This window comes from Paenibacillus sinensis (assembly GCF_019904155.1).
GTDB classification, from domain to species: Bacteria; Bacillota; Bacilli; order Paenibacillales; family Paenibacillaceae; genus Paenibacillus_AQ; species Paenibacillus_AQ sinensis.
This window is the reverse complement of the sequence record NZ_JAHCMB010000191.1, coordinates 1-12,251: the sequence shown is the minus strand read 5'-3', so window position 1 is coordinate 12,251 and position 12,251 is coordinate 1. Positions and strand designations below refer to the sequence as shown.

The following is a 12,251-nucleotide window of genomic DNA, read 5'->3' as shown; positions in this document are numbered from 1 at the left end:
ATGAGTGATGTTGTGCAGCTGGACTTATTTGGAGGAGAGGATTCTCTCGCCCCAGCTATGCCGGTCCTCAACGGAATGTACTACGAGCGAGCTACAGGCTTGTTCGTCTCTTATGTGCTTGGTCGTCGGCATTTCGAAGTAAGTCCCGGCGCTTGCCTGGGCGATAAGGCATGGAAGGAAAAAACGAAGAGGGAGCGTGCGATATGAGCACTTTTACGGAGGAAAAAGCAAGGAGGAAGCCAATGAGATCGTTGACTTTCTTATGGACAAATTGAGAAATGCTGCTGAGCAGGGGGAGGAGCATGTTTTTCATTTCTTGCAAGCTTCGTCCTTTGCGCTTGGCTCATGTGTTGCTCTTGCTGTAAATCATCCTTCTGGCATCGGCCCAATCATGGGCAAAACCATTGAAACGCTGACTGATGGTATCCAGTCCGGATTACAGGCAAAGGGTATGAACGGCACCTTTATTAAAATAGTCAAAGATTAACCGATGCACGGCTGCTGCGGGAGGGGGGAGTAGATGTCCGACACAGCCAGAGAACCATCTCTTTCCGGCCTACTGAACCAGTTTGAAGCGATTGGCGGTCCTGAAGAATTTGGCCCGGAAGGTTTGGCTATAGCCGTCGCTTTGTGGCGAAAATCCAGCAAACTGGACTGGCTACAGACCTTTCAGATGACCAATACCGAGCTTCAGGTTCAAACGGGTATTGCCACTCGAAAGACCCTAAATGTCTATCGCTCCAAGCTGGTAGAAGCCGGAATAATTGCATATGAACCTCCTCCCCGGGGGTCTTCAAGAGGGATATATTCTATTAATTTTCATCTTGTTGGGCCTTCGAAACCTGTAACCTCAGGTAACAGGTCGGAGGAAGTAGGGCAGGAAGTTGTAACCTCAGGGAACCACTTTGGGAACAACTTTTCAGAAGTTGACCCTAAAGCTGTTACGTCAGGTTACCACTTTCCGAAAGTTGTAACCTCAGGGAACCACTTTCGGACCACTGTATTAAAAGATCTTTCTTCTTCTACTTCTTCTGCTTCTACAGCAGAGGAGGCAATTCCGTATGAATCGTTTTACTCGGCTCACAAGCGTGTCTTTGGATTTGACTGTAATCCGTTCCAAGCCAGTAAATTGGCGGTGTATATCGATCAAGATGGATTGGAAGAGACGGTAGTCATTCGCGCAATCGAGCGTGCGGCCCTTGCAGCGACGAGTTATCGCTTTAACTTGATCACGAAGATTCTGGACGATTACTTTCGCTCCGGGGCTAAGACATTGGAGCAGGCACTGGCATGGGATGCTCAATTCGATGCAAAGAAGGCGACAGGAAATACGCGCGCATCTCCGTCTCAGACCAGACAGCAGCGAGAGCTTGAAGAGCTTGATCGATTTATCGAGGAGGAGGAGCGTCGTGAACAAAATCGAGATCGCTAAATTGTACAAGGTCATCAAGAAACGATATCCGAATTTCGACGCCAGTACACAGGCTGTTGAAGAAGACGTTGAAATGCTGCAGGACATCCCTTATGACGTTGCTCAATCGAATATTCGGCAGCACATCATGACAAACGACTTTCCACCAAAAATTTCACAAATCCGCGGCCGGCTGGGTGAGCAAATCGAGCGTGATCGGATGCGGAGGGAAACTGAGGAACTGTTTGCAGCTCAAGATGCGGCGCGCGCCGCCGCCGTTCCACCTCCACCAGGACTGAAGGAGGCTCTCTATGAGCGACTTGGCATACGGCGTTGAAATGCCGCAGAGCCCGGAAGCGGAAGTGTCCGTCTTGGGCGCAGTCCTCATCGACCCTGCGGGCGATGCGCTTGAAACTGCTATGCAGCTCTCTCCAGAGGCATTTTACAATCCAATTCATCGTTTCGTTTTCGAGGCTGCTAAGGAGCTTGTCGAGGACGGGCAACCAGTTGATATCGTGAGCCTATCGACGATCTTGTCCGGGAAGAAACAGCTCGAAGAGATTGGCGGTGTCTCGTTTCTCTATCGCCTGTCACATGCGGTTCCAACCGCTGCCAACGTGGACTATTACGTCGATGTGCTTAAGGACAAGCAGATGCTCCGTGAGGTCATTCGGGCCGGAACCGAGCAGATCCGGATGGCGACTGAATCTGGCGATTCGGCACAAGTCATCACCGCGATGCAGGTTGCGGCGGCGAGGATTTCTGACCAGGCGGCTCCAAAACGGGAATTTAAGCGCGTTGGTGAGGTTGGTGTCGCGGTCTACGAGAACATGGAGTATCGCTTCAAGAACAAGACGGATCATGGTATAACCGGTATTCCTTCCGGGTTCAACGATCTAGACCGGCTTACGGCCGGCTTCCAGCGCAATGACCTGATTATCGTGGCCGCCCGGCCCTCTGTCGGCAAGACGGCGTTCGCGTTGAATATTGCTCAGAACGTGGCTGTGCGCGCCGGGGAAACGGTTGCCATCTTCAGCTTGGAAATGTCAGCCGAGCAGCTTGTGCAGCGTATGATCTGCGCAGAGGCCAACATGGACGCCAACAACATGCGAACGGCCACCTTTTCGGATGATGACTGGACCCGCGGAGCAGAAGCAATCGGCAAGCTTGGCGAAGCCAACATCCTGATTGACGATTCGCCTGCACTTACCGTTCATGAAATCCGGAATAAATGCCGCCGGCTTAAAAAGCAGGAAGGGCTTGGGCTGATCCTGATCGATTACCTCCAGCTCATATCCGGCAGCGGGAAGCGTGGGGAGAACCGCCAGCAAGAGGTTTCCGAGATTTCTCGGACACTGAAGCAGATGGCTCGGGAACTGGAAGTGCCGGTAATCGCCCTCTCACAGCTCAGCCGCGGAGTTGAGCAGCGGCAGGACAAGCGGCCGATGCTTTCGGACCTTCGTGAATCCGGATCGATCGAACAGGATGCGGACATCGTAGCCTTCCTGTACCGTGACGACTACTACAACCAGGATGCTGAGAAGAAAAACATCATCGAGGTGATCATTGCCAAACACCGAAATGGCCCGCTTGGCACAGCGGAGTTGGTGTTCCTGAAGCAGTTCAACAAATTTGCGAACTACGAACGAGCCCACTCAGAGCAGACACCGCCGCCAACGGGCAATGTGAAGGAAATGAATAAGCGCAAATGGGCATGAGAGGAAGGATACGGGATGAAGCAGGGGAAGCGGCCGACACGCCGCCAGAAGCATGAAATCAAGGCTGCCGGGCTGAATGCTGACAATTGGCTGGTCGAGCGGGATGTCAGGGGTGAGAAGCCTGAGTTGATTATTATCCACCGTGTATCCGGAAAGACGCGGAATGTGCGCCGGGTTGCACAATGAGCGGTCGCCGGAATTACTGGCATGTATACAACCACATGCGCAGGCAGTACATGGATTCCGGCAGGGTACCTGTGCTGGATGAACTGCTGGCTGAGTTCGATGATTTGGAACTGGCCGATGTTCAGGAGGGCATCGCAGAATATGAGATGGCCTTCGGAGACAAGCGGGGAGGCGGCACTGATGGGCTCGAATAAACGCAAGCCGCTAGACCCGTTCTTCCAGCGAAAGCATTTCTTCACCGTGATGGACAGCTCTGGTCGGATCGCTGGCACTGTATACGTTCTGGACACGGCGATGATGCCGCAGCGGCAGAGGGGAGGGAAGGCACTTGATCCAGTTCACGGTATTCGGCGAGCCCGTCGCGCAAGGTAGGCCAAAATTCAGCACTGCCGGAGGGTTCACTCGAGCGTATGACCCTAAGAAATCACGCGACTACAAAGATTACGTCCGGCTGGCCGCACAAGATTATGCACCAGCGGCGTTGCTTGATGGGCCACTTGGAATAGCCGTAATAGCTTACCGTCCTACGCCGAAGAGCTTCAGCAAGAAGAAGGCAGCCGCTGCGGAGCGAGGGGAGATCCTCCCGGTTTCCAAACCGGATGCGGACAACTACCTGAAAGGTGTTAAGGATGCGCTGAAGGGCGTGATTTGGAAGGACGACAGCCAGGTCGTTGACGCCTTCGTTCAGAAACGATACAGTGCCAAGCCGCGCATTGAAATCAAGATTAAGCAGCTCTAATAAATCCATAAGGGGATGGGATTACTGATGAACGATCATGCGAAATTTACCGGGGAACTCGCGAAAGGTATAAAAATTGGGGAGTCGAGCGTTGAAGTGAAGCTGCTTATTCCGCTAAAGGCGGCGCTCCCGCACTTACTCTTTCTGAGCAGCAATCAAGGCGAAGAGATCAATGTCTTCCTTGGAGACCTGCAGGCTGCTTTTGACTTTGGTGACGATCAGGAAGAGGTGTTTAAACCGGTTCCCGGTCATCGTGTTACCACAGACGGTTCTGGGGTTGTGACGAACGTTGAAAAGCAGGGGGTAGGAGATTCGAACCAAGGTGAATTGACCTTCCAAGAGGGAGAAGGCGGACTCCAGCCTGGATGGCTGAGCAGCGACGAAGGAGACGAATCAACCGAAGAAGGACAAACCGGGGAAACTTCTGATGGTCAGGAGGAAGGCAGCGATGAAGGCGAGGGAGCGGGTGTTTCTGAGCCGGCTTCTGATCCGGAGGTTAGCAAGGAAGAACTGGAAGAGTTCATCCTTCGTGAGCGCCCAATCTTTCCGGAGATTGAATACCAAGGGGAGCCGATCCCATTCCCTGACCTGCTGGACAAGCATCTTCGTGAGGATAAGACCTGGCGGGAGATCGCCAATGAGCGGGACATGACCAGCGGGCAGTTGTCGTCCAAGTGGTCGGCGTACCGTAAGCTGGCGGCCAAGAGAATGAACGGAGACGGAGGAGCAGCGTAAGCTGCTTCTTCTCTTACAAAGGAGGGCTGGTCGATGCGGACGGACCTAAACAAGATCAGCAAAGAATATTATGAGGCCATGTTGGGCATGCACGCAGAAGTGGTGCTGGAGAATGCCATCGAGCAGCGGCTGCGCCGATTAATTGACCAGGCGCTGGACCGATGGGATGAAGCGACATTCCGGCAGCTTGCGGCGGAGCTGGCCGGTAGAAAGGCAGCTGACAATGAACAACATTGATGTTATCCCGCCGATTACCCGCTGCCGTTACTGTAACGCTGATGTCGTTTGCATATCCACGCTTGAGTTTTATGGCCGTGACTATGGAGCCCACGTTTACAAATGAACCGGCTGTGAGGCATATGTCGGGACGCATAAGGGAACTCGTATACCACTCGGCACCCTGGCAACCAAGGAACTGCGGGAGCTGCGTAGACAGGCGCATTCAATCTTCGACCCGCTGTGGAAAGATGGCCACATGCTACGGCATTCCGCATATAGACGGCTCAGCGAGTTCATGGGTACTGACCGCAAGGAGACCCATATCGCAATGTTCAATGAAGAGCAATGCCGGCGGATTATCGCCGGCTTTCGAAAATTTGTTTTGGCAGGTGGGAAGAAATGACGGAATCCCAGCAAGCAATGTTAGTAATTGATGACGCGCTGAAATACTGCGCAGCCTGCCCGCAGCGGGTAGAACTGATGCGAGAACACGGGGCGATCTTTTCCAAGATAGATGGCTATTGTAACCGGGAGTGTCCGGTGGGTGGCCTGTTGCAATTGCAAGGCAAGAATTTAGTACGTGATCGTACGTGATCGGCTGGACACCTGAAGTGCCTACCATCCGGCAGGCGACCGGACGGGACGGTAAGATCCGGACGTACATCGTGGCCGGCAGTGAGTTTGAGATAGAGGTTATGCTGCGAGCTGCCGGAATTTTTACAGGGGTCATCCATGAGCAGCATAACGAAGCACTGACCGGATATTACCGGATTCTCCGGGCAACAGAATACCGAAAGTTGAAAGAGAAGTTTCCATGAAAGGATGAAACTGATGCTGGAGGCAAGTGAAATCGAAGTTGGTAAGCAGTATGTCATGGTTGAGTCTCCGTTTTATGCTGCGGTTGTATCCATCGTTGAGGATAAGAGCGGGGCGGACACGGAGTCCAAGCGCTCCAAAGAATGGGTTGGCTGGAAGGTACGAATTGAAAAAACGCTCTCCGGCATCGAGCAGGAGCCGGGAAGTGAGTTTGAAGTCGGCTGGGATGAAAAGCACCGTCATTATTCTCCGGTTGAATTTTATCAATACGAAGAATCAGAACAATCGGAGGGAGCTGAAACCAATGAATGAGCATCAACGCCGGAAGGTGTTCCAATGGGTCAAATCACTGTCAAATGCAAAGTTCTGGAACTGGATGAATTACGTCCACTCCCGTGCTTATGCCAAGGCCCAGCAGCATTATGAAGAAGCGATGAGCATTGTTCTTCAGCCGAAGCAGGCAGCGGCTGTTAGTGCAAAGGCCAAGGAGATCCGGGAGTCCTGGGACGGCATGGCCGAAATCACAATGGATGAAACCGAAGGTGCTGAATTCAAAGCTGCGGGGGTGTAGGCATGAGGAATACATTGGGGGATTTGAATAACCATCTGTTTGCTCAATTGGAGCGGCTGAGCGACGAGGATCTGACCGGAGAAAAATTGGCGGACGAAATCAGCAGAGCGAAGGCTGTGACGAGTGTTGCTTCTCAGATTATTGCGAACGGATCTCTGGTGTTGGATGCCATAAAGCTAGCTGACGACAAGATGAATGCTAATACGGCCATCCCTAAGATGCTGGAGGGATGATTGATGTTTCGATATACGCCGGAGCAGAAGGAATTTATCCGGACCCATGTACAGGGACGATATGTTCTGGAACTGACTGCGATGTTTAATGAGAAGTTCGACGTCGAGCTCCAGCCTTCGCAAATGCGGGCCTTCATTAGAAATAACGGCTTGAAGAGCGGCATCGATGCCAGGATTAAACCGGGCAACGTTCCACCCAATAAAGGGAAGAAGAAGCTATGGGTCGGCGGTGAAGCTACTCAATTCAAAAAGGGTCATAAGCCGCACAATTACGTACCCGTAGGCTCCGAAAGGGTGAACGGGGATGATTATGTCGATATCAAGGTTGCTGATCCGAACAAATGGCGGGGAAAGCACTTGATAGTCTGGGAGCAGCAAAACGACAGCCCCGTTCCGAAGGGTCATGCGGTTATCTTCGGCGATGGGAATCGGCGCAACTTTAATCCGGATAACTTGATCCTGGTCACCCGCGGGCAATTGGCCATCATGAACAAACGAGGACTTATCCAAAACAGCGCTGAGTTGACGCGAACCGGTGTCATTATTGCGGATCTCTATAAAAAGATTGGTGAAAGAAAGCGGAGAGGTGGCAGCTGATGCTGGAGCGGTACAAGGGTCGGGCAGTTGGAGTTCAGCCTGTAATCGAGCTAAGTACCGCAGTAATCAAAATCTACAATGACAACTGCGACAAACCCTGTCCACGCTGCCCGCTACGGCCCGAATGTGTATCCGATCAAGGACGGGCCAGGCAGGAAAGGATGATTGGGTGAACCGGGTCAACGAGGCTGCGGATCGATTGTCAAAAGAATGAACCAATGGACAAGGCGGATGCCTATGCCATTCATGGTGGACAACCAATCAACCGGTGGCGTAGGTTCCCTGACAACAGTCGTTTTTGCTCCGCTCGAGGCCTTAGCTCAGCCAGGTAGGTGCGTCGCTGGCAGTGAAGCGATGGTTAATGTCAACACGATCAAAGCCGAGTTGGGGGTGGTAACATACCCAAGTGTTATTTCACCCACTCGCAAGTAAGTGTTCGGATATTTGTCCGGGGCTGCCTGTACCAATACCAATCGGACAGCCGCCCTTGAAATGTTCGTCCGAACAAAACTCTAGGTCCATGACATGGCATCAGTGGCATGTCATGGACCCGGAAGGAGGGGGCTCATGAAAGTACCCCGCATATTACACTACCCCGGCAGCAAGTGGAGCATGGCCGACTGGATCCTCAGCCATATGCCTCCGCACACGACATATTTGGAGCCGTACTTTGGCAGCGGGGCGGTGCTGTTCAATAAGGAGCGCTCAGTTCTTGAAACCGTGAATGACCTGGACGGTGAAGTTTCAAACCTATTCGAGATTATCCGGGACCGGCCGGATGATCTGGCCAGATTGATCCACTGGACACCATACGCTCGAGCTGAATACTACCGGGGATATGAGACGGAAGGGACCGACCTCGAGCGAGCGCGTCGTTTCCTGGTCCGCTGCTGGATGGCAAGGGGGGGCAAAACGAGCGACCGGACCGGCTGGCGCCACATCATCGATCTGAATGCCCCGCACCCGGCAAAGGATTGGCAGCTGCTTCCGGACAAGATCATGACGGTAACAGACCGGCTTCGTGGGGTGCAGGTCGAGAATCAGCCCGCCATACAGTTAATTGTTCGATACAAGCGCCCGGAGGTTCTGATATATGCAGACCCGCCCTACATCCTGAGTACTCGGAATAACCGAATGTACAAATGCGAGATGAAGGACAAGGATCACGAAGAACTGCTGGCCGTCCTACTGGAACATCCTGGACCCGTCATCCTGAGTGGATACGCCCATCCAATGTACGACGATCGTCTGAAGCATTGGCGCCGTGAAACGAAGGTTGTGAAGGCAGAAGCTGGCCGCAGCAGGACGGAAGTCCTCTGGATCAATCCGTCCGCGGCCGGGCAGGTTGGGCAGATGCAGCTATTTTAAGAGATAGAGCATAGACCCATTACCAAAATTAAGAAAGGGGGGGATAGAATCCCCCCTTCATGATCAAATGAAAAATGGAAGCAAGAACAAAGTGGTAATAGAACCAAAAGGTATACGTGTACGAATAAAACGGCGTCTTGGGAAAAAACCCGGGTGGAATCCAAACTGTCTATAGGTTGATTTTTGTGATGACATTCCACTCATTTGATCCATCATTTCGGTAGTTGGAACAGCAAGTGTAACAAAGTCCGGATCTACATGAGCAATGAACCCATCGTAGCTTGCACCGTCAGATGTTGTTATTCCCACATATTTATTCATACAGGTCCAACTAATTTGTTGGTAGTTTGTTTCCATGGTCAACCTCCTCAAATAGTAAACTCGACAACAGTCTATGGTCTTCAACATATGCTGTTCACGGCGAATGTCTATTGCAAAAAGATATCAGGATTAGTCGGGGCTAATGCCCGTAAAGGAGATTTGTCATGAACCAGATCATGCTCGACATACCGCAATATGGTCCTTGGATGCGGGTCCAAAAAGCTGATGACTCCTGTCGGCAGTTGGCGGATCGGCATTACAGTCGGCAGACGGTGGGAGCGGCGCAGTTCACACGGCCTGGCCGGAACCTGGTCCTTCGGACTCCGATCGGAGACGCTGTATGGGTTACCTGGTCGGGTGTGCGTGACGATGGGCTGCAAGCGTGGGAATGCACGATCTTTCGGAATGAGAGTAAACGCCTGAGCAGCGGTATGATCCGAGCGGCAGTAGCGGCCACGCTGGCTGAGTGGGGACCGCCTCCACCGGACGGAATTATCACATATGTTGACGCGGATAAGGTGCGTAGCAGAAACCCCGGCTGCTGCTTCAAGGCAGCGGGGTTCCGGAGAATCGGACGGAGCAAACGGCGTGGGTTGGTGCTTCTTCAATACTTGGAGGGATATACACTTTGAAGGTACCGCGCTATTACACTACACCGGCAACAAGTGGAGTATGGCCGACAGATAATCAGCCTTCCTTATGATGGAAATCCGTCACCATGATGTGACCTGGTTCAACTGCTAAAGTGATTGTCTCAATACCAAATGGGGGATTGTGTGGGCCGGTAAAGGTTTTGACTTGCACAGTTACTTTGAAAAGGTATCCGCCGGCTTGTTCACGCTCCACTTTCAAAATTTTCGCATCATACAAGCCAAATAGTCGAGGGGATCCATAATAACCAGCTATAGCGTTGTCGATGGCCGGAGTTATAGCAGAGAGTAGAGCATCTTCAATCAGATGTTCCTTTCCATCTGGAGAAGCACTTGCAGCAGGCAACTTGACTAGGAAGATCAGAATTAATAGTACGGTTGTGATTTTTCTCAATGTGCTGCCTCCTTTATAAGGAGTATTCCCGGGAAATTTCAATTTATCAAATCGGCGCATAGCCCAATAAGGAGATGGTAAACAGATGGGCGATAAAACAAAGATCGAATGGACGGACGCGACGTGGAATCCCATTGTCGGCTGCTCCAAGGTGAGCGAAGGCTGCCGAAACTGCTATGCTTTTGACCTGCACGGCCAGCGCCATACGGCCAAGCAGGCCGGAAAGCAGCTGCCGGAGCAATATGCCAAGCCCTTCAGCGAGATTCAACTCTTCCCGGACCGCTTAGATCAACCTCTGCGCTGGCGCCGGCCGCGACGGATATTCGTCAACAGCATGAGCGATCTGTTTCACCCGGACGTGCCGGACGAGTATATCGACGAAGTGTTTGAAGTGATGGCAATGTGCCAGAATCATACCTTTCAGGTTCTTACCAAGCGGCCGGCACGAATGCTGGAATGGTTCAACACCGTTCGGAGCCGCAGGCCGATTCAAGGACAAGGAGTTTGCACAGGCGGGTCACCGTTCTGCATGGGAGCATACTGCAAGACTCATGACGCTTCTGTAGGGTATTGCGGATCTCCTTGGCCGCTGCCGAACGTCTGGCTCGGCGTGACCGTCGAAAACCAGCAGGCAGCCGACGAGCGGATTCCGCTGCTGCTGCAGACTCCGGCGGCTGTACGGTTTCTGTCCTGCGAGCCGCTGCTTGGGAGTGTTGATCTGAGTAAATGGCTTATGACTCCCGGTTGGGTGCCGAGCTATTACGATCCTGACAACCGAAACGGACAACCCAACGCAGAGCCGACAAATGATTATATCAACTGGTGTATCGTGGGCGGAGAGTCGGGGTCAAAGGCGCGGCCTATGCATCCAGACTGGGCGCGGAGCCTGCGGGATCAGTGTCAGGCTGCGGGCGTACCGTTCCTGTTTAAACAATGGGGCGAATGGAAGGAGACTCACTCACTGCGCTGCAACGAGCCTGGGATTAAGGGCAAACCGTGGGTTACTTTCGACCCGGACACATCCGTCTGCCGGATCGGTAAGCAAGCAGCTGGCCGCGAGTTGGACGGGCGGACGTGGGACGAGTACCCGGAAGGAGGGCAATCATGACCAAGGGAAAAGTTACCTTACCTACTGCGGAGCGGATTACAGAGATCAAAGTGGCTTCAGATGAATTTTGGATAAAGGCAGACAATTCACGTGGCCTGGAATCGCATTTATGTAATGAGGTATTTGAACTCTGCACTTTTAACAATGAGCTGCTGGCGGCTCTGGAAGAGGCACGGCATCAGGTCAAGTTCATAACGGTTGCTCGTGACCATTATAAAGAGCTTTCTGCGCGATATGGGGAGGAACTAGGGGAGCTACGGGGCGAAGTGAAGCGGCTTCGGGAAGCGTTGGGTATTCAACCATGAGCGAAATTGATTACACGAAAGTCACCTGCAGCACATGGACGCCGGAACAACTTGCCAAACACCTCCGACGGATCGGTGCGGACAAGCCGCCGGTGCGCAGGCCGAACAATGATTTCGAGACCTGCATCACAGCTCCCAAGCAAGGACGCTGGAGCCGATATCTTAAGTAATACAAAGACCCCCATAACCTGGCCGGGCGGGGGTCCAATCTCTTACCTTCATTCGCATTATACCACGAGTGAGGGGATTAACATGGGGAAAAGCGATAAAGCAGCAATTCAGTTGGCCTTTGACATCCTCCCGATCGACGAGAAGGAAACCCGCCGGCGGGTAGAGGAATATCTGGAAACGGTTCGTGTGTACCGGCAGATCGGCTTCGTGCGGCGCCAAGCGACCATGACAGCAAGTCCAGATCCTCGTTATCATGGTGCTACTAATGCAATTAGCCGTCAGACGGAGAATATAGCGATTTGGAACACCGATAGAGCGGCAGAGCTGGAACAGCAGTCCAACCTACTGGATTTGGCGATGGGGAGGCTGAAGAAGGCAGAACGAGAAATCATTAAGCGACGGTACCTTGATTATGAGGATGAGTATGATTCGATCCTGTGTGGGGAATTGGGGATGAGTGAGCGGAAGTATCGGCGGGTGAAATCAAAGGCGATTTATATATTGGCATGCTCATTAGGACTTGAAATATTACTGGAATAATAAAAAAACTACTATGTTTCAGTGCGGTTACTTAACTGTTATAATTCTTTTAAAAGCTTTAGTGTAGGTGAATAGGGAATGTTTCCAATAATTGATATTTCAAGTTGGCAATTCGAGGACTTATATGTTTCTGGATCAAAAGAGAAACGGTGGTATCGTAATCCGACTG

At 52.2% G+C, this 12,251-nt stretch carries 25 protein-coding genes and 1 pseudogene; 23 read left to right on the top strand and 3 right to left on the bottom strand.

Translation table 11 applies throughout. The features are described 5' to 3' along the window. From KIH86_RS23185 to KIH86_RS23155, 7 genes are read left to right on the top strand one after another with little or no spacing between them, the layout of a single operon-like run. On the top strand, positions 1-207 hold the full coding sequence (locus tag KIH86_RS23185; RefSeq protein WP_223085775.1) for a hypothetical protein: 207 nt from the start codon (positions 1-3) through the stop codon (positions 205-207). Positions 208-262: 55 nt separating this feature from the next. Further along, entirely contained in the window at positions 263-487 is a 225-nt protein-coding gene (locus tag KIH86_RS23180) for a hypothetical protein (RefSeq protein WP_223110685.1), read from the top strand. 33 nt (positions 488-520) lie between these two features. Then, on the top strand, positions 521-1,432 hold the full coding sequence (locus KIH86_RS23175) for a DnaD domain protein (protein WP_223085773.1): 912 nt from the start codon (positions 521-523) through the stop codon (positions 1,430-1,432). Further along, complete coding sequence (locus KIH86_RS23170) at positions 1,410-1,748, top strand: replicative helicase loader/inhibitor (RefSeq protein ID WP_223085772.1); 339 nt, start codon at positions 1,410-1,412, stop codon at positions 1,746-1,748. Before KIH86_RS23175 ends, KIH86_RS23170 begins: the two co-directional genes overlap by 23 nt. Then, on the top strand, positions 1,723-3,129 hold the full coding sequence (dnaB, locus tag KIH86_RS23165) for a replicative DNA helicase (protein ID WP_223085771.1): 1,407 nt from the start codon (positions 1,723-1,725) through the stop codon (positions 3,127-3,129). Before KIH86_RS23170 ends, dnaB begins: the two co-directional genes overlap by 26 nt. Before the next feature lie 15 nt (positions 3,130-3,144). Further along, positions 3,145-3,315, top strand: coding sequence for a DUF6906 family protein (locus KIH86_RS23160; RefSeq protein ID WP_223085770.1), 171 nt, complete (start codon positions 3,145-3,147; stop codon positions 3,313-3,315). Next, complete coding sequence (locus KIH86_RS23155; protein WP_223085769.1) at positions 3,312-3,509, top strand: hypothetical protein; 198 nt, start codon at positions 3,312-3,314, stop codon at positions 3,507-3,509. Before KIH86_RS23160 ends, KIH86_RS23155 begins: the two co-directional genes overlap by 4 nt. Positions 3,510-3,519: 10 nt before the next feature. Here KIH86_RS23155 and KIH86_RS23150 read toward each other — a convergent pair whose 3' ends face one another. Then, positions 3,520-3,657: a hypothetical protein gene (locus tag KIH86_RS23150; protein WP_223110684.1), complete on the bottom strand. Its 138-nt coding sequence runs from the start codon at positions 3,655-3,657 to the stop codon at positions 3,520-3,522. On the opposite strand from KIH86_RS23150, the gene KIH86_RS23145 reads away from it, so the two are divergent. The 11 genes and pseudogenes from KIH86_RS23145 (at position 3,644) to KIH86_RS23095 (ending at position 8,593) form a co-directional block, all read left to right on the top strand. Next, positions 3,644-4,054, top strand: coding sequence for a RusA family crossover junction endodeoxyribonuclease (locus KIH86_RS23145; RefSeq protein ID WP_223085768.1), 411 nt, complete (start codon positions 3,644-3,646; stop codon positions 4,052-4,054). The genes KIH86_RS23150 and KIH86_RS23145 overlap by 14 nt on opposite strands. A gap of 27 nt (positions 4,055-4,081) precedes the next feature. Next, positions 4,082-4,789, top strand: a complete 708-nt coding sequence (locus KIH86_RS23140) for a hypothetical protein (protein ID WP_223085767.1) — start codon at positions 4,082-4,084, stop codon at positions 4,787-4,789. Between the two features lie 33 nt (positions 4,790-4,822). Further along, complete coding sequence (locus KIH86_RS23135) at positions 4,823-5,026, top strand: IDEAL domain-containing protein (protein ID WP_223085766.1); 204 nt, start codon at positions 4,823-4,825, stop codon at positions 5,024-5,026. A gap of 121 nt (positions 5,027-5,147) precedes the next feature. Further along, positions 5,148-5,411: pseudogene (locus KIH86_RS30210) on the top strand (zinc-finger-containing protein); the annotation flags it as partial. Beyond that, positions 5,408-5,602, top strand: a complete 195-nt coding sequence (locus KIH86_RS23125) for a zinc-finger domain-containing protein (RefSeq protein WP_223085765.1) — start codon at positions 5,408-5,410, stop codon at positions 5,600-5,602. The pseudogene KIH86_RS30210 and the gene KIH86_RS23125, both read left to right, overlap by 4 nt. Continuing rightward, positions 5,599-5,826, top strand: coding sequence for a hypothetical protein (locus tag KIH86_RS23120; RefSeq protein WP_223085764.1), 228 nt, complete (start codon positions 5,599-5,601; stop codon positions 5,824-5,826). Before KIH86_RS23125 ends, KIH86_RS23120 begins: the two co-directional genes overlap by 4 nt. Before the next feature lie 4 nt (positions 5,827-5,830). Next, positions 5,831-6,136 (top strand): hypothetical protein, encoded by a 306-nt coding sequence (locus tag KIH86_RS23115; RefSeq protein ID WP_223085763.1) that lies wholly within the window; start codon positions 5,831-5,833, stop codon positions 6,134-6,136. After that, positions 6,129-6,395, top strand: coding sequence for an EthD domain-containing protein (locus tag KIH86_RS23110; RefSeq protein WP_223085762.1), 267 nt, complete (start codon positions 6,129-6,131; stop codon positions 6,393-6,395). The genes KIH86_RS23115 and KIH86_RS23110 overlap by 8 nt, the downstream gene beginning before the upstream one ends. A 2-nt stretch (positions 6,396-6,397) precedes the next feature. Further along, positions 6,398-6,628: a hypothetical protein gene (locus KIH86_RS23105; protein ID WP_223085761.1), complete on the top strand. Its 231-nt coding sequence runs from the start codon at positions 6,398-6,400 to the stop codon at positions 6,626-6,628. Positions 6,629-6,631: 3 nt separating this feature from the next. Beyond that, on the top strand, positions 6,632-7,225 hold the full coding sequence (locus tag KIH86_RS23100; protein WP_235775561.1) for an HNH endonuclease signature motif containing protein: 594 nt from the start codon (positions 6,632-6,634) through the stop codon (positions 7,223-7,225). Positions 7,226-7,792: 567 nt separating this feature from the next. Then, positions 7,793-8,593 (top strand): DNA adenine methylase, encoded by an 801-nt coding sequence (locus tag KIH86_RS23095; protein WP_223085759.1) that lies wholly within the window; start codon positions 7,793-7,795, stop codon positions 8,591-8,593. A 63-nt stretch (positions 8,594-8,656) separates the two neighbouring features. Here the strand turns inward: KIH86_RS23095 and KIH86_RS23090 are convergent, their stop codons facing one another. Continuing rightward, positions 8,657-8,950: a phosphatidylinositol kinase gene (locus tag KIH86_RS23090; RefSeq protein ID WP_223085758.1), complete on the bottom strand. Its 294-nt coding sequence runs from the start codon at positions 8,948-8,950 to the stop codon at positions 8,657-8,659. Between the two features lie 128 nt (positions 8,951-9,078). Between KIH86_RS23090 and KIH86_RS23085 the strand changes: the two genes are divergently transcribed. Next, entirely contained in the window at positions 9,079-9,546 is a 468-nt protein-coding gene (locus tag KIH86_RS23085) for a hypothetical protein (RefSeq protein WP_223085757.1), read from the top strand. Between the two features lie 55 nt (positions 9,547-9,601). Here KIH86_RS23085 and KIH86_RS23080 read toward each other — a convergent pair whose 3' ends face one another. Further along, the gene (locus tag KIH86_RS23080) at positions 9,602-9,958 is read right to left on the bottom strand and encodes a DUF3888 domain-containing protein (RefSeq protein ID WP_223085756.1); all 357 of its coding nucleotides are present in this window, start codon (positions 9,956-9,958) and stop codon (positions 9,602-9,604) included. 85 nt (positions 9,959-10,043) lie between these two features. Between KIH86_RS23080 and KIH86_RS23075 the strand changes: the two genes are divergently transcribed. The 4 genes from KIH86_RS23075 (at position 10,044) to KIH86_RS23060 (ending at position 12,082) form a co-directional block, all read left to right on the top strand. After that, a complete protein-coding gene (locus KIH86_RS23075) occupies positions 10,044-11,066 on the top strand; it encodes a DUF5131 family protein (RefSeq protein ID WP_223085755.1) in 1,023 nt (340 codons plus the stop codon). Next, the gene (locus KIH86_RS23070) at positions 11,063-11,371 is read left to right on the top strand and encodes a hypothetical protein (protein ID WP_223085754.1); all 309 of its coding nucleotides are present in this window, start codon (positions 11,063-11,065) and stop codon (positions 11,369-11,371) included. Before KIH86_RS23075 ends, KIH86_RS23070 begins: the two co-directional genes overlap by 4 nt. After that, on the top strand, positions 11,368-11,541 hold the full coding sequence (locus KIH86_RS23065) for a hypothetical protein (protein ID WP_223085753.1): 174 nt from the start codon (positions 11,368-11,370) through the stop codon (positions 11,539-11,541). The genes KIH86_RS23070 and KIH86_RS23065 overlap by 4 nt, the downstream gene beginning before the upstream one ends. Positions 11,542-11,623: 82 nt before the next feature. After that, positions 11,624-12,082: an ArpU family phage packaging/lysis transcriptional regulator gene (locus KIH86_RS23060; protein ID WP_223085752.1), complete on the top strand. Its 459-nt coding sequence runs from the start codon at positions 11,624-11,626 to the stop codon at positions 12,080-12,082. The last annotated feature ends 169 nt before the right edge of the window (positions 12,083-12,251 follow it).